The sequence below is a fragment of the Sphingomonas sp. DG1-23 genome (assembly GCF_030730875.1).
Lineage (GTDB): Bacteria > Pseudomonadota > Alphaproteobacteria > Sphingomonadales > Sphingomonadaceae > Sphingomonas.
Window position 1 is genome coordinate 65,839 of sequence record NZ_JAVAMA010000001.1, and the last position, 21,653, is coordinate 87,491.

20 protein-coding genes and 1 tRNA gene are annotated in these 21,653 nt (G+C 67.9%); 13 read left to right on the forward strand and 8 right to left on the reverse strand.

The window, feature by feature from the left end; all coding sequences use genetic code 11:
• Positions 1 to 7 precede the first annotated feature (7 nt).
• A tRNA-Gly gene (locus tag Q9Q95_RS00245) sits at positions 8 to 81 on the forward strand.
• Between the two features lie 120 nt (positions 82 to 201).
• Complete coding sequence (gene hemW / locus Q9Q95_RS00250; RefSeq protein ID WP_306093060.1) at positions 202 to 1,347, forward strand: radical SAM family heme chaperone HemW; 1,146 nt, start codon at positions 202 to 204, stop codon at positions 1,345 to 1,347.
• Between the two features lie 102 nt (positions 1,348 to 1,449).
• On the opposite strand, the gene Q9Q95_RS00255 is transcribed toward hemW, so the two are convergent.
• The gene (locus Q9Q95_RS00255) at positions 1,450 to 2,661 is read right to left on the reverse strand and encodes a penicillin-binding protein activator (protein ID WP_306093061.1); all 1,212 of its coding nucleotides are present in this window, start codon (positions 2,659 to 2,661) and stop codon (positions 1,450 to 1,452) included.
• A gap of 11 nt (positions 2,662 to 2,672) precedes the next feature.
• Between Q9Q95_RS00255 and rsmI the strand changes: the two genes are divergently transcribed.
• On the forward strand, positions 2,673 to 3,509 hold the full coding sequence (rsmI, locus tag Q9Q95_RS00260) for a 16S rRNA (cytidine(1402)-2'-O)-methyltransferase (protein WP_306093062.1): 837 nt from the start codon (positions 2,673 to 2,675) through the stop codon (positions 3,507 to 3,509).
• On the opposite strand, the gene Q9Q95_RS00265 is transcribed toward rsmI, so the two are convergent.
• Positions 3,506 to 3,703, reverse strand: coding sequence for a hypothetical protein (locus Q9Q95_RS00265; protein ID WP_306093063.1), 198 nt, complete (start codon positions 3,701 to 3,703; stop codon positions 3,506 to 3,508). The two genes, rsmI and Q9Q95_RS00265, sit on opposite strands and share 4 nt — an antisense overlap.
• A gap of 111 nt (positions 3,704 to 3,814) precedes the next feature.
• Between Q9Q95_RS00265 and Q9Q95_RS00270 the strand changes: the two genes are divergently transcribed.
• From Q9Q95_RS00270 to Q9Q95_RS00280, 3 genes are read left to right on the forward strand one after another with little or no spacing between them, the layout of a single operon-like run.
• Complete coding sequence (locus Q9Q95_RS00270) at positions 3,815 to 4,189, forward strand: YraN family protein (RefSeq protein ID WP_306093064.1); 375 nt, start codon at positions 3,815 to 3,817, stop codon at positions 4,187 to 4,189.
• A 43-nt stretch (positions 4,190 to 4,232) separates the two neighbouring features.
• Positions 4,233 to 5,192: a glutathione synthase gene (gene gshB / locus Q9Q95_RS00275; RefSeq protein ID WP_306093065.1), complete on the forward strand. Its 960-nt coding sequence runs from the start codon at positions 4,233 to 4,235 to the stop codon at positions 5,190 to 5,192.
• Positions 5,192 to 5,782, forward strand: a complete 591-nt coding sequence (locus tag Q9Q95_RS00280; RefSeq protein WP_306093066.1) for a DedA family protein — start codon at positions 5,192 to 5,194, stop codon at positions 5,780 to 5,782. Before gshB ends, Q9Q95_RS00280 begins: the two co-directional genes overlap by 1 nt.
• Here the strand turns inward: Q9Q95_RS00280 and Q9Q95_RS00285 are convergent.
• The 3 genes from Q9Q95_RS00285 to Q9Q95_RS00295 form a co-directional block, all read right to left on the reverse strand.
• Entirely contained in the window at positions 5,779 to 6,672 is an 894-nt protein-coding gene (locus Q9Q95_RS00285) for a tyrosine recombinase XerC (protein ID WP_306093067.1), read from the reverse strand. The genes Q9Q95_RS00280 and Q9Q95_RS00285 overlap by 4 nt on opposite strands.
• A gap of 161 nt (positions 6,673 to 6,833) precedes the next feature.
• A complete protein-coding gene (gene fsa, locus Q9Q95_RS00290; protein WP_306093068.1) occupies positions 6,834 to 7,490 on the reverse strand; it encodes a fructose-6-phosphate aldolase in 657 nt (218 codons plus the stop codon).
• A 17-nt stretch (positions 7,491 to 7,507) separates the two neighbouring features.
• Positions 7,508 to 7,903: a hypothetical protein gene (locus tag Q9Q95_RS00295; RefSeq protein ID WP_306093069.1), complete on the reverse strand. Its 396-nt coding sequence runs from the start codon at positions 7,901 to 7,903 to the stop codon at positions 7,508 to 7,510.
• A gap of 165 nt (positions 7,904 to 8,068) precedes the next feature.
• On the opposite strand from Q9Q95_RS00295, the gene Q9Q95_RS00300 reads away from it, so the two are divergent.
• The 4 genes from Q9Q95_RS00300 to Q9Q95_RS00315 all read left to right on the forward strand — a co-directional run bounded on the left by Q9Q95_RS00300 (position 8,069) and on the right by Q9Q95_RS00315 (position 14,483).
• The gene (locus tag Q9Q95_RS00300; protein ID WP_306093070.1) at positions 8,069 to 8,755 is read left to right on the forward strand and encodes a DUF2490 domain-containing protein; all 687 of its coding nucleotides are present in this window, start codon (positions 8,069 to 8,071) and stop codon (positions 8,753 to 8,755) included.
• Between the two features lie 313 nt (positions 8,756 to 9,068).
• Positions 9,069 to 11,231: a primosomal protein N' gene (locus Q9Q95_RS00305; RefSeq protein ID WP_306093071.1), complete on the forward strand. Its 2,163-nt coding sequence runs from the start codon at positions 9,069 to 9,071 to the stop codon at positions 11,229 to 11,231.
• 68 nt (positions 11,232 to 11,299) lie between these two features.
• Positions 11,300 to 12,853 (forward strand): hypothetical protein, encoded by a 1,554-nt coding sequence (locus Q9Q95_RS00310; RefSeq protein ID WP_306093072.1) that lies wholly within the window; start codon positions 11,300 to 11,302, stop codon positions 12,851 to 12,853.
• A gap of 88 nt (positions 12,854 to 12,941) precedes the next feature.
• Positions 12,942 to 14,483, forward strand: a complete 1,542-nt coding sequence (locus Q9Q95_RS00315; protein WP_306093073.1) for a S1C family serine protease — start codon at positions 12,942 to 12,944, stop codon at positions 14,481 to 14,483.
• Positions 14,484 to 14,593: 110 nt separating this feature from the next.
• Here the strand turns inward: Q9Q95_RS00315 and Q9Q95_RS00320 are convergent, their stop codons facing one another.
• Together Q9Q95_RS00320 and ada are read right to left on the reverse strand one after the other, a co-directional pair.
• Positions 14,594 to 15,061 (reverse strand): DUF1203 domain-containing protein, encoded by a 468-nt coding sequence (locus tag Q9Q95_RS00320; RefSeq protein ID WP_306093074.1) that lies wholly within the window; start codon positions 15,059 to 15,061, stop codon positions 14,594 to 14,596.
• Positions 15,058 to 16,098 (reverse strand): bifunctional DNA-binding transcriptional regulator/O6-methylguanine-DNA methyltransferase Ada, encoded by a 1,041-nt coding sequence (gene ada / locus Q9Q95_RS00325; protein WP_306093075.1) that lies wholly within the window; start codon positions 16,096 to 16,098, stop codon positions 15,058 to 15,060. The genes Q9Q95_RS00320 and ada overlap by 4 nt, the downstream gene beginning before the upstream one ends.
• Positions 16,099 to 16,209: 111 nt before the next feature.
• Between ada and Q9Q95_RS00330 the strand changes: the two genes are divergently transcribed.
• Positions 16,210 to 17,700 carry an MFS transporter gene (locus Q9Q95_RS00330; protein ID WP_306093076.1) on the forward strand — a complete coding sequence of 497 codons (1,491 nt, stop codon included), beginning with the start codon at positions 16,210 to 16,212 and terminating at the stop codon, positions 17,698 to 17,700.
• Positions 17,697 to 19,328, forward strand: a complete 1,632-nt coding sequence (locus Q9Q95_RS00335) for a glycoside hydrolase family 43 protein (RefSeq protein WP_306093077.1) — start codon at positions 17,697 to 17,699, stop codon at positions 19,326 to 19,328. Before Q9Q95_RS00330 ends, Q9Q95_RS00335 begins: the two co-directional genes overlap by 4 nt.
• Here Q9Q95_RS00335 and Q9Q95_RS00340 read toward each other — a convergent pair.
• Positions 19,325 to 19,807, reverse strand: coding sequence for a PilZ domain-containing protein (locus Q9Q95_RS00340; RefSeq protein WP_306093078.1), 483 nt, complete (start codon positions 19,805 to 19,807; stop codon positions 19,325 to 19,327). The genes Q9Q95_RS00335 and Q9Q95_RS00340 overlap by 4 nt on opposite strands.
• A 312-nt stretch (positions 19,808 to 20,119) precedes the next feature.
• Here Q9Q95_RS00340 and Q9Q95_RS00345 point away from each other — a divergent pair, with 312 nt between their 5' ends.
• Positions 20,120 to 21,580 (forward strand): DEAD/DEAH box helicase, encoded by a 1,461-nt coding sequence (locus Q9Q95_RS00345; protein WP_306093079.1) that lies wholly within the window; start codon positions 20,120 to 20,122, stop codon positions 21,578 to 21,580.
• Positions 21,581 to 21,653 lie beyond the last annotated feature (73 nt).

Genomic DNA, 21,653 nt, shown 5'->3' on the forward strand with positions numbered 1-21,653 from the left:
GCGGCGCGCGGGTATAGCACAATGGTAGTGCAGCAGCCTTCCAAGCTGAATACACGGGTTCGATTCCCGTTACCCGCTCCACGCCCTCCCGTGGTGAGGGCGCGGCCGCTACGAGGCGATCGCGCGAACCCGTGAGTCTTTGTGGCGCTCCGCCCTGCCGGGCTGCGCGCATGGTTCGATTCCCGGCGTTTCGCGAAAAGCATGACCACCGACACCACCCCGCTCGCACTCTATGTGCATTGGCCGTTCTGCGTGTCGAAATGCCCCTATTGCGACTTCAACAGCCATGTCCGCGAGCGCGTCGATCAGGATGCGTGGCGCAGCGCCATGCTCGCCGATCTGGCGCACGAGGCAGCCCAGCTTCCCGGCCGCACGCTCGGCTCGATCTTCTTCGGCGGCGGCACTCCGTCGCTGATGCCGCCCGAGACCGTCGCCGCGGTGATCGACGCGGCTGCGCGGCATTGGGGATTCGAACCCGGCATCGAGATCACGCTCGAGGCCAATCCCTCCTCGGTCGAAGCGGCGCGCTTCGCCGATCTCGCCGCGGCGGGCGTGAATCGCGCCTCGCTGGGACTACAGGCACTCGACGACGATTCGCTGCGTTTCCTCGGCCGCGCGCATGGCGTCGCCGAGGGGCTCGCCGCGCTCGACACCGCGCAATCGGTGTTCAGCCGGGTGAGCTTCGACCTGATCTATGCCCGACCCGGTCAGGATCTCGCCGCGTGGGAGGCCGAGCTTCGCCGCGCGATCGGCTTCGGCACCGAGCATCTCTCGCTCTATCAGCTGACCATCGAGCCGGGCACGCGCTTCGCAACCTTGTTCGAGAAGGGCGAATTGGCCGCGTTCGATCCCGACGCCGCGGCCGATCTGTTCGAGGCGACGCGGGCGATCACCGCTTCCGCCGGCCTGCCCGCCTACGAAATCTCCAACCACGCAAGATCCGGCGCCGAGAGCCGGCACAACCTGATCTATTGGCGCTATGGCGACTATGCCGGCGTGGGCCCCGGCGCGCACGGCCGGCGCGGCGGCTTCGCGACGATGCGGCACAAGAAGCCCGAGAACTGGATGAACGCCGTGGCACGCAACGGCCATGGCACCCAGATCGAGGATGCGCTGAGCGATCACGAACGCGCGGTCGAGGCGCTGGTGATGGGGTTGCGGCTGGGCGAGGGCGTCGCGCTTGCCCGGGTGGATGCGCTTGCCGGGGGCACGGCGCCGCTCGACCGGCGCGCGCTGGCGCGGCTGCGCGATCAGGGATTGATCGGGGCCGATGACGGGCGACTGCAAGTCACCGATGCGGGCATGCCGGTGCTCGAGGCGATCCTGCGCGCGCTGGTGATCGCTTGACCCGTGCTCCTGCGAAAGCAGGAACCAAGGATGACGGTGTACTTCGCTACCTTGGGCTCCTGCTTTCGCAGGAGCACAAGGTTATTCTCCAGCGCGAAGGGCTCAATTCCCGTTGAAGTTCGGCGGTGCGGGCGACACCGTCGCGGTCGTCCCGCCGCGGATCTCCTGCACTTCGAGCGCACGCTCGGCGACGCCGTCGCGGCCGAAGCGGAACGCGCCGTCGAGGCCGGCAAAGCCTTCGCGCTCGGTCAGCCGCGCCGCGGGGAATTCGTCGCCCGGGCGCCATTCGCGGGCGATCCGCACGGTCAAAAGCACCGCGTCATAGCCCAAAGTCGACAGCCGATAGGGCGCGGTCCCGAAGCGGGCGCGATATTTGCTCGCATATTGGCGGTAATAATTGTCGGGCACGCTGGCGAACCACGCCCCGCTCAGCGCGGCCCTGCTGCCGATCGCCGAATCGGTGTTCCACAATTCGGGGCCGAGCAGCCGTGCGGTCTTGCCGCTCGGCTGACGGCGGATCAGCGGTGCGGCGCTGACCGCGCCATCGGCGCTCCCGGCGACGAGGATCGCTTGGAACGGCGAGCGGCCGATCCTGGCCACCGCGGTCGCCATCGATCCGGGCCGGCCGTCATAGGTTTCGAGCGTGTTGACCTTGCCGCCGGCCTCCTCGACCGAGCGCAGGAACGCCGTCGACGCGCGCTCGCCGTAGAGCCCGCTGGGGATCAGCCCGGCGAATTCGGTGATTCCCGAACGCTTGGCATAATTGACCACGCGCTCGATCGACTGGGCCGGCACATAGCCGAGGATGAACGTGCCGTTGCCCGCCACGCCGGCGTCGTTCGAGAAGCTGAGCACCGGCACGCGCGCGCGCCGCGCGATCGGCGCGACCTCGCGGGCTTCCTCGGCGAGCAAGGGCCCGAGAATCAGCCGATTGCCGTCGCTGATCGCCTGCGCCGCCGCGGCCGCCGCGCCGCCGGCTGCGGCAGTGTCGTAGGTGGTGATCCGCAGCGCGTCGCTTTTGGTGTCGAGCACCGCGAGCTGGGTCGCGTTCTGGAGCGAGCGTCCGACGCCCGCGTTCGGCCCGCTCAGCGGCACCAGCAAGGCGATGCGGTGGCGCTGAACGTCCTGCGGCAACCCCGGCTGGATCGGGCGCGGCGCGACCGGAGTCGGCCGGGTGGTCGGCGCGGGGCGCTCGGCCTCGGGAACGATCCGCGGACCGCTGGCGCAGGCCGCGAGGAACAGAGACACGCCGATCGCGGCGGCGCGCAGCATGTTCTTCAGTCCCGGTTGCGCTGTTGCTCTGGCGTCTGCCATGACTCTCCCCGATGGATGATCTGATACTCTCGCCCGGCCTCTACATCGTCGCGACGCCGATCGGCAATCTCGGCGATCTCGGTCCGCGCGCCGCGCAGATACTTACGCATGCCGATGTGGTGGCGGTTGAGGACTCGCGTGTGACAGCGGGTTTGTTTCGCCACCTCGGCACCAAAGGCAAGATGCTGCCCTATCATGATCACAATGCCGACGCGGTGCGGCCGGGACTGATCGCGCGGATGGCGAGCGAGGCGGTGGCTTTGGTCTCCGACGCAGGCACGCCGTTGATCTCGGATCCCGGCTTCAAGCTGGTCCGCGACGCGCGCGCGGCCGGGCATGTCGTGACGACAATCCCCGGCCCGTGCGCGGCGATCGCCGCGCTCACCCTCGCCGGGCTGCCGACCGATCGCTTCTTCTTCCTCGGTTTCCTTCCGGCGAAGCAGCAGGCGCGCGCCGAAGCCGTGGCCGAAGTCGCGGCGATCCGCGCGACATTGGTGCTGTACGAATCGGGCCCGCGCCTCGCCGCCTGCCTCGCGGCGCTCGCCGAGGGCTTGGGGAATCGCGAAGCGGCGGTCGCACGCGAGATCACCAAGCGGTTCGAGGAATGCGTGACGGGAACGCTGCTCGAGCTGGCGGCGCGCTATGGGGATGCGCCCCCCAAAGGCGAGATCGTCGTGGTCGTGGCCCCGCCCGGCGAAGCGCCGCCGGCGAGCGAAGCGGATGGCGACGCGGCGCTGGCCGAAGCGCTCACCCGGTTGCCGCCCGCCAAGGCCGCGGGCGAAGTCGCCAAACGGCTCGGGCTGGACCGCAAGGCCCTGTACGCCCGTGCCCTGTCGCTCAAGACCTAGGCGACTTCTTGCAACCGCGCCGGATTCGCGTCGAGCATGAAGCTCTCATCGGCGCCGGTCAGTTCCGAAAGGCGCCGGACATAGCTCTCGGCAAGCAGCCGTCGGCGCGCTTTGGCATCGGCCGTGATCGCATTACGCGCGGCGACGATTTCTTGGGTGGCGCGACGCCGGTAATAGCTTTCGTTCGATTCCATAATCTTCGGCACCCCCCGGTGACGATTGGCGACCCGGCTTCTTCTGAGTCGGAATGGTGCAGACTAACCAAAGTTATCCACAGGCGCCAAGCCCTATAGCGGAGCTTGCAGATGAAACGGCCTCGACGCGCGACAAGTGACCGGAAAGCCGCGGAAAATCGCGGCCGCGCGGGCGAAAGGCGAGCGGCGTGGTGGCTGTGGCTGCGCGGCTGGCGAATCCTCGACCGCCGGGTGCGGACACCGGCGGGCGAAGTCGATCTGATCGTGCGCAAGGGCAATCTGGTCGCCTTCGTCGAAGTGAAGACCCGCGCCACCGGTGCCGAACTCGATTTTGCGATCGACGAGCGGCGGCTCTCGCGGGTCGCCGCCGCCGCGGAGTATCTGATGCCGCGTTACGCCGGGCCGGGCGACGATATCCGTGTCGACGTGATCCTCATTGCTCCGCGCACGCTGCCTCGCCATATCGAGAACGCCTGGATGGGGTGACTTATTCGAATAAGTCACCTACAGCGTTTCCGAAGGAGGCCGAATGTCGCTCGTTATTGCCGTGCAGATGGACCCGCTCGATGCGATCAACATCGCCGGCGATTCGACCTTCGCGCTGATGCTCTCGGCGCAGGCGCGCGGGCACCGGCTGTTCCATTATGCCGCCGAGGACCTCAATTATGCCGACGGCCGGGTGTGGACGCGGGCGCATCCGGTCACCGTCCAGCGCGTCGCGGGCGATCATTTCCGCTTCGAGGATGCGGTGCGGCTCGATCTCGGCGAGGAGGCCGATGTCGTGCTGATGCGGCAGGATCCGCCGTTCGACCTCGGCTATATCACCGCGACGCATCTGCTCGAGCGGATCGCCGACCGCACATTGGTGGTCAACGACCCGGCGAATGTCCGCAATGCGCCCGAGAAGGTGTTCGTGCTCGATTATGCCGAGTTCATGCCGCCGACCTTGATCACGCGCAGCCTCGACGAGGCGCGGGCGTTCCTCGCGCAGCACGGCGAAATCGTGATCAAGCCGCTCCACGGCAATGGCGGCAAGGCGATCTTCAAGGTCGGCAGCGACGGCGCCAACCTCTCGGCGCTGATCGAGGTGTTCAACACTGCGTGGCGCGAGCCGCACATGGTGCAGGCATTCCTTCCCTCGGTAGCGGCGGGCGACAAGCGCATCGTGCTGGTCGACGGCGAAGTCGCCGGGGCGATCAACCGCATCCCGGGCGAAGGCGAGATCCGCTCGAACCTCGCGGTCGGCGGCTCGGCGGCGAAGACCGAACTGACGCCCCGCGAGCAGGAAATCTGCGCGAAGCTCGGGCCCGAGCTCAAGAAGCGCGGGCTGCTCTTCGTCGGGATCGACGTGATCGGCGGCGAATGGCTCACCGAGATCAACGTGACCTCGCCCACCGGGATCGTCGCGATCGACCGGTTCAACGGCAGCGATACCGGCGCGCTGATCTGGCAGGCGATCGAACGCCGCGTCGCCGAACGCGCCGGCTGATGTCCAACTGGCTCGACTGGGGCTATCTCGGGGTCTTCCTGTTGATGGTGCTGGAGAATGTGATTCCTCCGGTGCCCTCCGAAGTGATCATGGGCGTGGGCGGCATCGCCGCGGGCCAGGGCAAGATGAACTTCGTCCTGCTGGTGCTGGTCGGAACGCTGGGCTGCGCGATCGGCAATCTGTTCTGGTGGGAGATCGGCCGGCGCTACGGCTATGAGCGGTTGAAGCCGATGGTCGATCGCTGGGGCCGCTGGTTGACGCTCGAATGGGAGGATGTCGAGCGGCTGCGCCGCTTCTTCGATCGCTGGGGCGGGATCACCGTGTTCGTGTTCCGCTTCATGCCGCTCGGCCGGACGGTGATCTCGATCCCCGCCGGGCTGATGCACATGCCGTTCTGGCGCTTCGTGCTCTTCACCACCGCGGGAAGCCTCGTCTGGAACGCGATCCTCGTCGGCGTCGGCTTCTGGCTCGGCACCACCTTCGAGACGATCGATCACTGGATCGCCCCCGGGGTCACTGCGCTCGTCGTGGTCGCGCTCGCCGGCTATGTCTGGCGGGTCGCGACATGGAAGCCGCGCGCCGAGCGCTAGGCGCGCGGATGGGCGTTGCGATAGACGTCGAGCAGATGCGCGGCGTCGACCGCGGTGTAGATCTGGGTCGAACTCAAACTGGCATGGCCGAGCAATTCCTGCAGCGCGCGCAGATCTGCGCCGCGGCCGAGCAGATGGGTCGCGAAGCTGTGGCGCAGCGCGTGCGGGGTCGTCCGCTCGGATAGCCCCAGCCCCGCCCGCGCCGAACGCACCGCCTTGCGAATCATCCCCGGCGGCAACGGCCCGCCCTTGGCGCCGCGGAACAAGGGCGCGTCGCGCGACACGCCATAGGGGCACAGCCTGGCATATTCCTCGATCGCGGCGCGGACCTGCGGCAGCAGCGGCACGGTCCGCGTTTTGGCGCGCTTGCCGGTGACGCGCATCGTCGTGCCGAGCGGCAGTACCGCACCGGTCAGCCCGACTGCCTCGCCGATGCGCAACCCCGCGCCGTAGAGCAAAAGCAGCACCGCCCAGTCGCGCGCGCCGATCCACGGCTCGCGGGCTTCTTCGGAGACGGTCTCGGCCAGCGCCACCGCCTCGTGCGGGGCGATCGGGCGCGGCAGGCCCTTCTTGACGCGGGGCCCGCGCAGCCGCGGCAGCTCGGCGCCGTCGCCCGCGGCGAATTTGAGGAAACCGCGGACTGCCGAGAGCTCGCGCGCGGCGGAAGCGTTGGACAGCCCGTCGCCCCGACGATGCGCGAGGAAGGCGCGCAGGTCGGCGGTCTCGGCCCGCGCCAGCCGCTCGCGGGTCACGGCGTCGCCCCAATGCGACTGGAGGAAAGCGATCAACCGCACCGCGGTCGCCTCATAGGCGCGCACGGTATGCGCCGAGCGCCGCCGGTCGCGGGCGAGGTGCTGGCCGTAGAGAAGCGGGAGCGCGGGTTCGGTCATGGGGACAGCATAACGCTCCTTCTCCCCTTGTGGGAGAAGGAAGGGGCCCGCTGCGAAGCAGTGGGAAGGATGAGGGGGACTTCCCTCAAGACACACTCCCCCTCACCCTTCCGCCGACTGCGTCGGCTCCCTCCCTCTCCCACAAGGGGAGAGGGATTATGTCACCCGATCTTCTGCCCGGTCTTCGCCCAGTCGGCGAGGAAGCCTTCGATGCCCTTGTCGGTCAGCGGGTGCTTGACCAATTGGCGGATCACCGCGGGCGGCGCGGTCATCACGTCGGCGCCGATCCGCGCGGCCTCGAGCACGTGGATCGGATGACGCACGCTGGCGACGAGGATCTCGGTCGAGAAATCGTAATTGTCGTAGATCAGCCGGATGTCGCTGATCAGCTGCATGCCATCGAAACCGTTGTCGTCGTGACGGCCGACGAAGGGCGAGATGAAGGTCGCGCCGGCCTTGGCGGCGAGCAACGCCTGGTTCGCCGAGAAGCACAAAGTGACGTTGACCATCGTGCCGTCGTCAGCGAGCGCCTTGCAGGTCTTGAGCCCGTCGATCGTCAGCGGCACCTTGACCGCGATGTTGTCGGCGATCTTCCGGACCACTTCGGCCTCGCGCATCATGCCTTCGTGATCGAGCGCGACGACTTCGGCCGATACCGGCTTGCCGGGGACGATCTGGCAGATCTCCGCCACCACTTCGAGGAAGTCGCGGCCTGCCTTGTGGATCAGCGACGGATTGGTGGTGACGCCGTCGAGCAGCCCGGTATCGGCAAGGTCGCGGATGTCGGCGGTGTCGGCGGTGTCGGCGAAGAATTTCATGGCGGTCCCCAGGCGAATCAGTAGCGCACCAGCATCAGCCGTGCGCGGGTCGCCTTAAGCTTGTTGACCGTGACGCGATAGGTCCCCGGGCGCAGTCTGTAGCGCACGATCTTGCGGATCGTCGAGCAATCGGGGCCGTGACCATGCGCCACGGATTCGAGCGGCTTGCCGCGCGCGGGCGCGACGTCGATCCAGCCCGGCTCGCTGAGCGCGATGCCGAAAGTCCCGGCCTTGCGGATGCGGACCGTGGTCGCGAGGGTGCCGTCGCGCCCCGCGTTCAGGGTGACCGAGTGTCCGGTATCGAGCCCACGCCCCGCGCGGGTCCACCCGGCGAGCGTGCGCGGCAGCCGGGTATCATAGCTTCGGCACTGCTGAGGCACAGCGAGCGTGAGTGCGAGCGCAGTCAGCAACATAGCCCTTCCCCCCCTTTTGCGGCCGGCCGGTGCCGGGCGGAACATAATAGGCACAGGCGCGCTCAAGCCGCAACAGCAGCCCGTGCGACGAATTCGTGACATTGTTGCCAGACTATTGCTAGGAGCCATCCGGAGCCGGACCGGCCCTATCCGAGGATATTTATCGTGCCGCGCCTTCTCCTTCTCCCGGCCGCATTGCTGCTCGCGCCAGCCGTCGCCCAGGCCCAGCAGGTCGACAGCCAGTTGTGGCTGCAGACCAACGGCACGGTGACGATCGGCGATCGCGAGAAAGTGACGCTCGAAGGCATCGGGCGCTTCAGCGATCGCGCCGAGGGCTTCTCGCACGCCGAGGCCGGTGTGCTGTTCACCCATACCATCGAAGGCGGGGTCGAGCTCTCGATCGGCTATCGGCATGTCGAGGACTGGAATCGCGGCGTGGCGCTGCCCAACGAAGAACGCCTGCGTCAGATGGTGCTGGTGCCGTTCGGCAGCGGCTTTTCGGGCAGGTTGCGGCTCGAGGAGCGCTTCAACAGCAGCGGCGGCGGGATCGGCGTGCGGCTGCGCCCTCGGCTCGGCTTCGATACGCCGCTGAACGAAAAGGGTCTCAAGCTCTTCGTCACGCAGGAGCATTTCCTCAACCTCAACACCACCGGCTGGGGCCAGCAAGGCGGCTATGAGCGGATGCGCAACGCGGCGGGCCTGTCGTTCGGGCTCGGCGGCAAGCTGCGCGGCGAAGTCAGCTATCTCAACCAATATCGCTTCGGCCGCGGCGGGCGGCGCGACCAGATGGACCATGCCGCAACCTTCACTTTGTCGTTCAACGTCGCCAGCTTCGGCAGCAGCGGGGATTAGGCTGTATCACCGTTCAGCCTTTAGCTTCCCTCGCCCCCTGAAAGGGGGGAGAGGGTTGCGGAGACTTGGGTCCGCTTCTCCAGCGGGCCCTGGTCGGAGCTGGGTGAGGGGGTGCGGCTTCCTGGAAGCCGCGCGGCGCAAAGCGCCGCACTACCCCTCTCCAAGCTACGCCAGGCAGCAAGCTGCCAAGCTTCGCTATCCTCTCCCCTAGCCAGGGGAGAGGTAGGTTGAGGCTGAATGGCGATACGCCGCAGTGCCGCATCGGCGCGGATTGGGGATTCCGTTTCGCGGGCAAAACCCCATATGAGGCGCCATGCGCGCCCGCATTCTCGTCCTCCACCCGGCGCTCGGGCCCCTCGACTATCGCGTGCCACAGGGCATGACGGTCGAGCCCGGGTCGATCGTCGTGGTGCCGATCGGCCCGCGCCAATATGCCGGCGTGGTCTGGGAGCCCGAGCGGCTGCCCACGCAAGAGATCGGCGACAACCGCCTGCGCAATTTGATCGCAGTCGCCGACGCGCCGCCGATCCCCGAGCCGGTGCGCCGCCTCGTCGAATGGACCGCGGACTATTATCTGAGCCCGCCCTCGGCGGTGCTCGCGATGGCGGTGCGCACCTCGGCGGCGTTCGAGCGTGCGCCGACGATCGTCGAATATCGCGCGACCGGCATGGTGCCCGATCGCCTCACGCCGCAACGCGCGCAGGCGCTCGAGCGGATCGGCGAGCGGCAGGGGCTGGTGCGCGAGCTCGCCACGATCGCCGACGTCTCCGAAGGCGTGATCCGCGGGCTATGCAAGGTCGGCGCGATCGAGGCGGTGACGGTCGACACCGACAGCCCCTACCCGCTTCCCGACCCTGCTTTCGGCCCGCCGGAACTGAGCAGCGAGCAGGCCGATGTCGCGAGCATCCTGCGGCAAGCGGTGGGCGCGGCCAGCTTCCAGCCCTTCCTGCTCGACGGAGTCACCGGATCGGGCAAGACCGAAGTCTATTTCGAGGCGATTGCCGCCGCGATCGCCTCGGGCAAACAGACCGTCGTCCTGCTCCCCGAGATTGCGCTCACCGAGCCCTTCCTCACCCGCTTCGCCCAGCGCTTCGGCTGCGAGCCGGTGGCGTGGCATTCGGGGCTGCGCACTTCGCAGCGCCGCCGGGCGTGGCGGGCGATCGCCAGCGGCGAGGCGCTGGTCACCGTCGGCGCGCGCTCGGCCTTGTTCCTGCCCTATCCCAATCTCGGGCTGATCGTCGTCGACGAGGCGCACGAGACCAGCTTCAAGCAAGAGGAAGGCGTCCACTACCATGCCCGCGACGTCGCGGTGATGCGCGGCAAATTCGAGGATTGCCCGGTGGTCCTCGCCTCGGCGACGCCGGCGATCGAGACGCGCCATCAGGTCGAGCTCGGCCGCTACGAGGAATTGAAGCTGCCCGGCCGCTACGGCCTCGCCGAGCTGCCCGACATCGCTGCGATCGACCTGATCCGGGAACCGCCCGATCGCGGCCGCTGGCTGAGCCCGCGGCTGATCCTCGCGGTCGACGCGGCATTGGGGCGCGGCGAGCAGTCGCTGCTGTTCCTTAACCGCCGCGGCTATGCGCCGCTGACCCTGTGCCGGCATTGCGGGCATCGCTTCCAGTGCCCGAACTGCACCGCATGGATGGTCGAGCACCGGCTGATTCGGCGGCTCGCCTGCCACCATTGCGGCCATACCGTCCCGACGCCGGAGATCTGCCCCGAATGCGAAGAGGCCGACAGCCTCGTCGCCTGCGGCCCGGGAGTCGAGCGCATCGCCGACGAGGCGGCCTTGCTCTGGCCCGACGCCAAGATCGCGATCGTCACCTCGGACACGATGTGGTCTCCGGCCAAGGCCGCCGAGTTCGTCCAGCGGATGGAGCACAAGGATATCGACATCGTCGTCGGCACCCAATTGGTGACCAAGGGCTATCACTTTCCCAACCTCACCGTGGTCGGCGTGGTCGACGCCGATCTCGGGCTCGACGGCGGCGACCTGCGCGCCGCCGAGCGCACCTTCCAGCAGATCATGCAGGTTTCCGGGCGTGCCGGGCGCGGCGAGAAGCCGGGCAGCGTGTTCATCCAGACCCATGACCCCGAAGCACGCGTGATGCAGGCTTTGGTCTCGGGCGACAGCGCCGCCTTCTACGCCGCCGAGACCGAGGCGCGGCGCGACGCCGGCGCCCCGCCTTATGGCCGCTATGCCGCGATCATCGTGTCGAGCGAGGACAAGGCCGCCGCGGAGGAAACTGCCCGGATGATCGGCCGCACCGCGCCGAAGCGCGACGAGATGCAGGTCTATGGCCCCGCGCCCGCCCCGCTGGCGATGCTGCGCGGCCGCCACCGCTTCCGCCTGCTCGTCCACGCCCGCCGCGCATTCGACGTGCAGGACATGATCCGCGATTGGCTGGGCGCGCTCGAATGGAGCGCCAAGGTGCGCGTGGCGGTCGACGTGGATCCCTACAGCTTCCTCTGACGCGTCGATTCTTTCCTATCCGCTGTCACAAAGGCTGATTAGCATTCCTCGAAATCGGGGGATTCGCGATGCTTCGCAAGCTGTTGCCGTTGGTAGTTCTGTTGCTGCCCGGCATCGCCCAGGCGGATTGGCACGAAGCCAGCACCGAGCATTTCACGGTCTTTGCCGACCAACGGCCGGAGCGGCTCAGGGAATTCGCGGCGAATCTCGAGCGGTTCGACAAGGCGGTCCGGCGGCTCGGCGGATGGCGCGACGATCCGGTCTCGGTGCCGAATCGCGTCACCGTCTATGTCGTGGCGAGCCGCGACGCCGTGGCCAAATTGGCGCGCCACCGCTTCGTCGCCGGCTTCTACAAGCCGCGCGCGGGCGCCACGCTGGCGGTGGTGCCGCGCCGCTCGGGTTCGGGCGTCGAGACCGATCTCGACGCCCAGTCGATCCTGCTCCACGAATATGCCCATCACCTGATGTGGAGCATCTCGCCCCACGCAGTATATCCGGCCTGGTTCATCGAGGGATTCGCCGAGCTCTTCGCCACCGCCGACTTCAAGCAGGGCGGCGCGGTCGCCTTCGGCATGCCGCCGCAATATCGCGCGCGCGGCCTGATGACCGGCAACAATCTTCCGATCGAGAAGATGCTGCGCGCCGATTCGCTCAAGCTGACTCCCGAGCAACGCGACGGGCTCTATGGCCGCGGCTGGCTGCTCACCCATTATTTCCTGATCGCGCGGCAGCGCAACGGCCAGCTCGCCGCCTATCTCGCGGCGCTGAACGCCGGCAAATCCTCGCTGGAGGCGGCACAGGCGTTCGGCGATCTGCGGGCGCTCGATAATGAGCTCGAGCGCTACAAACGCGGCAAGATCGCGGGCTATCTGGTGGCGCCGACCGAGGCGACCAAGGTCGAGGTGACGCTGCGCAAGCTGACTCCGGGCGAAGCGGCAACGATGGACGTGCGCATCCGATCGAAGAACGGTGTCAACGCACGGACCGCGCCCGGCGTCTATGCCGATGCGCGCGAGGCGGCCGAACGCTTCCCGGACGATGCCGGCGCGCAACTCGTCCTCGCCGAAGCCGCCTATGACGCGCGCGATCTCGCCGCCGCCGAAGCCGCGGCGGACCGCGCGATCGCGGCGAACCCGCAAGCAAGCGACGCGTGGCTCTACAAGGCGATGACTCGCATGGCGCTGGCGCACAAGGCGAACGACCGCAGCAAGGAGACGTTGAGCGCGATCCGCAAGATCATCGCGCAGGGCAACAAGCTCCAGCCCGACGATCCCAAATTGCTGATCCTCTATTATCGCAGCTTCGTCGATTTCGGCGCGGCGCCGAGCGAGAATGCCAGGCAGGGCCTTGCCCGCGCCTTCGATCTGGCGCCGCACGACGGACGGCTGCGCTTCAACGCCGCGAAGATGTTCCTGCGCGTCGGCAACAAGGCCGAAGCCCGCACGATGCTCGCCCCGCTCGCCTATAGCCCGCACGGCAAGGGACTGGCGCAGCAGGCCGCCGCGCTGATCGCGATTCTCGACAAGGGCGACGACAAGGAGGCGCTGAAGGCGGCCGACGCGCCCGAGGCGCCCGAAGACGAAGACGGCGACGGCGACGACACGAAAGCCGGCACGAATTGATGCGCTGCGCCAGCGGAAAGCGCGTGGGCCACGCTTGAACCGGCGGCGCTTTTGCCCGAAAGCTCGGCACAAAGGATCTGGGTGGCTGATGGCTCGGCGCGTGCTGATGATGATATTGCTGGCGCTGGTCTGGGCCGCGCCGGCGCGTGCCGACGACATTTCGGCCTCGGCGCGCGGGGTGGTGCGGATCGTCACCATCGCGGTGGTCGACGACGAGGTCGTCGGCTTCGGCCATGGCAGCGGCTTCGCGGTGGCCCCCAACCGGATCGTCACCAACGCGCATGTCGTCGAGCTCGCCGATCGCTATCCGGGCAATGTCGTGATCGGCATCGTCCCGTCCGAGGGCGACAAATCGTACCAGGGCAAATTGATCGCGATCGACCAGCAGCGCGATCTCGCGCTGATCGAGTTCAGCGGCGTCCGGCTCGCGCCGCTGACCCTGTTCACCGGATCGCCCGGCGACGGCGAGTCGCTGGTCGCTTTGGGCTATCCCGGCAATGTCGACCTCGCCACCGCGCGCTCGGCGGCGGACTTCATCACGCCGCAATCGCCGGTGCGCTCGCAAGGCGGCTTCGCCGGCAATCGCGCGCTGCAGGGCGTCAACGTGTTGCTTCACACTGCCAGCATCGCGCGCGGCAATTCGGGCGGCCCGTTGCTCGATCGCTGCGGCCGCGTTCTCGGCGTCAATTCGGCGATCACCCGCGGCGACGAGGGCGATTCGACCTTTGCCTTCGCAATCGCCGGCAACGAGCTCGCCGCCTTCCTCCAGGGGGCGAAGCAGCCCTTCGCCTCGGTGGGGATCGCCTGCACCAGCGTCGAGGAGCAGATGGCGCAGGAGCGCAACGCCGACGAAAAGGCCCGGCTCGATGCCGAGGCGCGCGCGCGCAGCGACGCCGCCAGGAGCGCGGGCGAGCGCGAGGATGCGATCTCGCAGGCGCGCGCGCGCAACGTCGTCGCACGCGAAAACTATATGGCGGGGGCGGCGGTGCTGCTCGTCCTCGGCGCGCTGGCGCTGGGCGGCGCCGGGCTCTTGCTGTCGCGCGATCGCCAGCGCGAGGCGATCTGGGTGGCGGCGGGCGGCGGCGTGCTGATGCTGGGCGCGATCGTATTGTTCCTCAGCCGCCCCGATTTCGATCAGTCGCGGATCGTCCCGGTGCCGCAGGCCAGCGCCGGCGCGGCGGTGCCCAGCCAGGCCGCGCTCGGCAGGATGGTCTGCACCCTCGTCCCCGAACGCAGCCGCGTCACCGTCACGGCGATCGACAAGGTCGATCTCGACGTGGGTGCCGACGGCTGCATCAACGGCCGTACCCAATATGCCGAATCGGGCACGCATTGGCAGCGCGTCCTCGTCCCCGAGCAGGAGCAGTCGGTTTCGCTGCTCGACTATGATCCGGCGTCGCGGACCTACACCAACACGCGCTATCTGCTGTCATCGGCGCAGATGGCGAAGGCGCGCCAGCTGCGCACCGGCGTGCCGCTCAAATCCTGCTCGAGCGATCAGGCGGCGCGGGCCAATCTCGCCACCCAGCAACAGGCGCTGCGCGCAACGCTGCCGCCGGTGTATAACGAGAAGCTGGTCTACGCCTGCAGCCCGGCGACCTCGGGGCCGCCGGCGGCGGCGGCGAAATAAAACCCACCTAGCCATTCCCGTCATCCCGGATGTTAGGCTTTCCCGGAAAACCGCAGGTTCTACGCTGGAAAGCCTTGCAGTGCGGGATGACGAAGTTTGAGCAACCAGACTCAGCCCCGATCGACCCGCGCCGCGAAACAGCCGCGCTTTGCATTGTGAATATGCAGATAGGCCACGGCCGGATCGGCGAACATCGTTTCGATCAGCGGCGCGAGCACGCTTCCGTCCACCACGTCCGCGTCCGTCATCATCGCATCACGATCGAACGCCCTGACCGACAGCAATCGGGTCGCGAGTTGCTCCGGTATCGCGTCGGCATAGCGCGCTGGCGTCTCGGCGCCCTCGCGCACGAAGATCGCGTGACGCGCGCGATAGGGGCCGGCATCGGGGAGATACTCATAGTTGAGCAGCAACAATGCCTCACCCGGCTCCGCGTCCTCCAGCGTGACGCGACACGGAAAGCCGGGTTTGCCGTCCGCGGTCATCCGCACGACATGCTCGGCGGCGAGCGCGTGGTCGGACAGTCCGTAAAGGCGGCGAAAGGGTTCGGGATCGAGCCCGGCGATGACGTAGCTCATTCGTCCACGCCTTCGCGCCTGAGCAGCACCCGCTTGCGGTCCACGCCATAGGCATAGCCGCCCATGCTCCCATCGGCGCGCTGGGCACGGTGGCACGGGATCAGCACCGCGACATGATTGGCGCCACACGCCGTCCCCGCCGCGCGCACCGCCCGGGGATTGCCTGCTTCGGCGGCGAGCTGGGCATAGCTGCGCGTCTCGCCCGCCGGGATCGCACGGAGCGCCTGCCACACCGCTTCCTGAAACGCAGTGCCCTGCACGTCGAGCGGCAGGTCCGTGTCGCGTCCCGGCATCTCGACCTCACGCACCACCCGCGCCGCCAGCTCCGCCAGTGCGGCGCCGCCCGAGACGATCTCCGCGGCGGGAAAGCGCCGCGCGAGCGCGAACTGATCCTCGTCGAAGGCGACCCGGCACAGCCCCTTGTCGGTCGCAGCGATCAGCAGCGGCCCGAGGCTGGTCTCGGCACGCGTCCAACGGATCGTAACCCCCGCGCCGCCGCGCTTCCACACGCTCGGGGTCATGCCGAGCCGGGCGTTGGCGGTCTCGTAAAAACGGCTCGGCGCCGAATAGCCGGCTTCGTAGATCGCGTCGGTCACCCGATCTTCCGCCGTCAGCGCCGCGGCGGCGCGGCCCGCGCGCAGCCCCCGGGCATAAGCGGCGGGAGTCACGCCGGTGGCGCGCTTGAACAGCCGCTGGAAATGATGCGGGGCATAGCCGACCCGGCCGGCCAGTTCCTCGAGCCCCAGCGGTTCCTCGGCCGCCTCGATCAGCGCCACTGCCTCGGCCACTGCGATGCGGTCGCGGCCCACTTCGTCGGGCTTGCAGCGCAGGCACGCGCGAAAGCCGGCGGCGCGCGCGGCATCCGCATCGGGATAGAACAGGACGTTCTCGCGTTTCGGCCGCCGCGCCGGGCAAGTCGGCTTGCAATAGATCCGCGTGGTGGTCACCGCGACGATGAAGCGGCCGTCATAGGCGCGGTCGCGCGCGTCGAAAGCCGCCCAGGCGGTTTCGTCGCTGATGGTCTGCTGATTGCTCATGCAGCCGATATAGACCCGCCGTGAGAGCGCTACATCCCGCGGCTTGCGCTCAAAGCGAAACCCCGGCACCGTTAGCGCTAACAGCGCCGAATATGGGCGCGAGGAGAGTCGATGCGCTTCTGGCAGAATACGCGTGCGCTGCGCTGGTGGATCATCGCGATCGTAATGCTCGGCACGATCATCAACTATCTCGTCCGCCAGACTCTGGGCGTGGTGGTCGCGACTCCTGAATTCCAGGCCGATGTGCCGATGACCAAGGAGCAGTACAGCTGGGTCACCGGGGTGTTCCAGGCATTCATCATGCTCCAGCCGGTGGTGGGATACATCCTCGATCGCATCGGCCTGCGCACCGGCATGGCGGTGTTCGCCACCGCCTGGGGGCTGCTCACCTTCGCGCATGGCTGGGTGACGAGCTGGCAATGGCTCGCCGTGCTGCGCGGCGCATTGGGCTTTGCCGAAGGCACGTCGCACACCGCAGGGCTCAAGGTGGTCTCGGAATGGTTTCCGGCCAGAGAGCGCGGCCTTGCCGGCGGAATCTACAATCTCGGCGCCTCGGCAGGCATCGCCATTGCCGGGCCGATGGTCGCGATCGCGATCGTCTGGTGGAACTGGCGCGCCGCGTTTTACGTCGCCGGCGGGCTCGCCTTGCTCTGGGTGGCGCTGTGGCTGCTGTATTACCGCAGCCCCGAAGACCATCCCCATATCTCCGCCGAAGAACGCGCGCTGATCGAATCGGGGCAGGAGGCGCATGTCCAGGCGGCGGTCGGCGCGAAGCCGGCGATTCTCTCGCTGCTCGGCCGAACCAATTTCTGGGGCATTGCGCTGCCCCGCTTCCTCGCCGATCCGACCTGGGCGACCCTGACCTTCTGGCTGCCGCTCTATCTCAGCGAGGTCCGCGGCTTCAATCTGAGCGAACTGGCGGTCGCGGTGGTCCTCCCCTTCGTCGCTGCGGACATCGGCTGCCTGTTCGGCCCGGCGCTGGTGCTGTGGTTCGAACGCCGCGGCATCGCCCTGATCGACGCGCGGCGCTGGACCTTCACCCTCGGCGCGCTGCTGATGACCAGCATGATCTTCGTCGGCGGCGTCACCAGCCCGTACATGGCGGTGGCGCTGCTCAGCATCGGCGCGTTCGCGCACCAGACCCTGTCGGTCACCTGCATCACCATGGCGAGCGACCTGTTCCGCAAGAACGAAGTCGGCACCGTTGCCGGCATGGCGGGGACGATGGCCAATCTCGGCGTGCTGATCTTCACGCTGCTGATCGGCGCGCTGGTCGTCCGCATCGGCTATGATCCGTTCTTCATCGCTCTAGGCGTGCTCGATCTGATCGCCGCCGCCTTGCTGTGGACCCTCGTCCGCAAACCTGGAGAGGATCAGGGCCGCGAGAGCGGCTGGATCCCGATCGTGCTGGGCGCGATCCTGTCGGGCGGCCTGACGCTATTCTACATGAGCGGCGTCGCGCCGGCGCCGTGCGACCTGTTCACCAGCTTCAGCGCATGCGACGTGCCGATCGCGATGCGCGGCATCTGGGGCTTCGGGCTCGCGCTCGCCTTGCTCGGCATCTTCATCGAAATCCGCGCACGGAGGAACCCCGCCGCATGATCCGCAATCCGATCCTGCCGGGCTTCAACCCCGATCCGTCGATCTGCCGGGTCGGCGAGGATTATTACATTGCCACCTCGACCTTCGAATGGTTTCCCGGGGTCCAGATCCATCATTCGCGCGATCTCGCCAATTGGCGGCTGATCGCGCGCCCGCTGGTCCGTGCCGGCCAGCTCGACATGCGCGGCGATCCCGACAGTTGCGGCGTCTGGGCGCCCGACATCAGCCATGACGGGGAACGCTTCTGGCTGATCTACACCGACGTGAAGCGCTATGGCCGCACCACCGTCGGCGGCGCATCGGGGGCGAGCCTGCGCGACTTCCACAATTACCTCGTCACCTGCGAGACGATCGACGGCGACTGGTCCGATCCCGTCCACCTCAATTCGAGCGGCTTCGATCCCGGGCTGTTCCATGACGACGACGGCCGCAAATATCTGGTCAACCAGCTCTGGGACCACCGCCCCGGCCGCACCCGCTTCGCCGGGATCGTGCTCCAGGAATATTCGCCCGCCGAGCAAAGGCTGATCGGCGCGCGGACCAACATCTTCCCCGGCACCGCGCTCGGCCTCACCGAGGCGCCGCATCTCTACAAAAGGAACGGCTGGTACTATCTGCTCGTCGCCGAGGGCGGCACCGGCTGGAACCACGCCGTGACCATGGCCCGATCACGCGACCTGCGCGGCCCGTACGAATTGCACCCGGATGGCCAGATCCTCAGCAGCCGTACCCGCCCCGACGCCCCGCTCCAGCGCGCCGGGCATGCCGATCTGGTCGAGACCCCCGACGGGCGGACCTACATGGTCTATCTCTGCGGCCGTCCGCTGCCCAATCGCGGCCGCTGCGTGCTCGGTCGCGAGACGGCGATCCAGCCGATGGTCTGGGGCGAGGACGCGTGGCTCTACACCGGGGACAAGAGCGGCATGCCGGTGCTGGAGGCTCCGGCGCTCGACCGCCCGGCATCCCCGCCCCGAGAGACCGAGATTCGCTACGATTTCGATCGCCCCAACCTCGCGCTCGACCTGCAATGGCTGCGCACGCCCGAGTCCGACCGCATCTTCAGCCTCACCGCGCGCCCGGGGCACCTCCGGCTTTACGGCCGCGAGACGATCGGCAGCCTGTTCACCCAGGCGTTGGTCGCGCGGCGCCAGCAGGATTTCTGCTATTCGGCGCGCTGCGCGCTGGACTTCGCCCCCGAGCATTTCCAGCAGGCCGCGGGGCTGGTCGCTTATTATAACGGCAGCAAGTTCCATTATCTCCATGTCGGCCACGACGACGAAGTGGGCCGGCACATCAGGGTGATGTCCGCGCTGCCCGATTCCCCCCAGGCCGATGCCTTCACCACGCCGATCGCGATCCCCGAGGGGCCGATCGAACTTCGCGCCGAAGTCGATTATGAGCGGCTGCGTTTCGCCTATCGCCTCGACGGCGCGGACTGGGCCTGGCTCCCCGAGCAGTTCGATGCGAGCATCCTCTCCGACGAGGCGACCCAGCCCGGCCTGCCCAATTTCACCGGGGCGTTCGTGGGAATGGCATGCCAGGACATGGCGGGGACCGGCAGGCACGCCGATTTCGACTGGTTCGACTATCGCGAGCGGCCGTATCGAGCGGACCCGACGCAGGACTAGTTGTCGAGGAACTGCCGGATCGCGTCGACCAATTTCTGCTTGCGCGCATGGCGTGCCGGCGGGGTCTCGGGCTTCGGCCGCAGCGCCTCGGGTGCCTGGGCGGGGGCCGCCTTCGGGAAGGCCAGCCGCTTGCGAAGCTCGGACTCGAGATTGGCGAGCACATCCGCCTGCCCCTCGAACGCGCGCGCCATCTTGGACTGCGGCAGCGGCACCAGAAACTCGCAGCCGTGGCGCTGCCCTTCGCGCCACACTACCTGCGCCTCGCGCGAGCCCGCGCCCGAAAGCCCGATCGCGATCAGCGTGCCCGGCGGAAACTCCTCCTCCGAGACGAACAGGAAGCCGGTGCGCGAGAAATTGTCGACCAGTACCTCGATCGGCCGGCCGTCGGCGCCGCGCAAGGTGCTCTCGCTCGCGACATGGAAGCGGATCGCGCCGCGCGGATCGACTTCGCCAAGAACTTCCAGACGCGCGACGAGCACGACGCATTCCCCAAAACGACAGGAGCATCCGGGCTACGCGGCAATTGGTTAAGAAAGTCTTTCCAGAAAAGGTGGACGGGCGCGAAGCCGTGGCCAAATCGCGCCGCATTGACTTAGGGCAGCTTTGCTACCATATGGCGCCCAGCGAGGCATCATGCAGCGTGATCGGACGAAGCCTTTGATGGCCCCCGTCCCGGCTCTGTCTCGGTTGTTCCACGGCTTCCCTAGTCACGCGGGTCGTCAATTTTTTGACCCCGCCTTCGTGCGCCCATTTTCCGTGCGCGCGCGCCGGCCGTATCCATAAGGTCCATAATGCAATTCAACCAACTCGGTCTCTCGGAGACCGTTCTCGCCGCGCTTGCCGCCAAGGGCTATAGCGAGGCGACGCCGATTCAGGCGCAGTCGATCCCGTCGCTGCTCGAAGGCCGCGACCTGCTCGGCATCGCCCAGACCGGCACCGGCAAGACCGCCGCGTTCATGCTTCCCTCGATCGATCGGCTGATCGAATCGGGCAAGCGCCCCCAGCCGCGCGGCTGCCGCATGCTCGTCCTCGCACCGACGCGCGAGCTCGCCAGCCAGATCGCCGACAATGCCCGGCACTACGCCAAGGGCACCCGGCTTTCGGTCGCCACCATCTTCGGCGGCACCTCGATTCATAAGAACAAGACCGATCTCGCCCGCGGCGTCGACATCGTCGTCGCCACCCCGGGCCGCCTCGTCGACCTGATGGACCAGCATTATGCGATCCTGATGGGCATCGAGATCCTCGTGCTCGACGAGGCCGACCAGATGATGGATCTCGGCTTCATTCACGCCCTGAAGCGGATCGTCCGCGACTTGCCGATCAAGCGTCAGACTTTGTTCTTCTCGGCGACGATGCCGAAGACGATCCGCGAGCTCGCCGGCCAGTTCATCAAGAACCCGGTCGAGGTCAAGGTCACCCCCGAGGCAACCACCGCCGAGCGGGTCGAGCAGCACGTCACTTATGTCGCGCAGGCCGAGAAGCAGGCGCTGCTGACGATTGCGCTGCGCGACCCGGGCATCGATCGCGCTTTGGTGTTCACCCGCACCAAGCACGGCGCCGACCGCGTCGTCCGCCTGCTCGGCGGCAACGGCATCGCCGCGAACGCGATCCACGGCAACAAGAGCCAGCCGCAGCGCGAGCGCGCGCTCGGCGAGTTCCGCAGCGGCAAGGTCAAGATCCTCGTCGCGACCGACATCGCGGCGCGCGGCATCGACGTTTCGGGCGTCAGCCATGTGTTCAACTTCGAGCTGCCCAACGTGCCCGATCAATATGTCCACCGCATCGGCCGCACCGCGCGCGCCGGGGCGACCGGCCTCGCGATCAGCTATTGCGCCGATGACGAGCGTCCGTACCTCAAGGACATCGAGAAGCTCACGCGCCAGAAGCTGACCGTCCAGCCGCTGCCGGCCGACTTCATCAACGAATCGAACAAGATCAAGTCGACGCGCTCGCCGATGCCGGTGAGCCGCGACGAGCAGAACGGCCGCAACGGCCGCGCGATGCAGCATGGCCGTGGCGGCCAGCGCCCCGGTCAGGGCCAGGGCCAGCGCCGCGACGATCGTCCGCGCGGCGATCAGCAGCGCCGCCACGATGCGCCCCGCACCGAGACCGGCGAGGCCCGTCCGCGCCGCTTCGACGCGCCGCAGGGCGAGCAGCGCGCCGAGAAGCCGCGCAACTATGCACGCCCCAAGGGCAAATTCCACGCTCGCCCGGCGCGCCCGGCGGGTGCCGGCGGCCGCGGGCGCTAAGCCGGCTGCAGCGAAAAAGAGGGGCGGCGACACGATCAGGTGTCGCCGCCCCTTTTCGTTTTACGCATCTGTT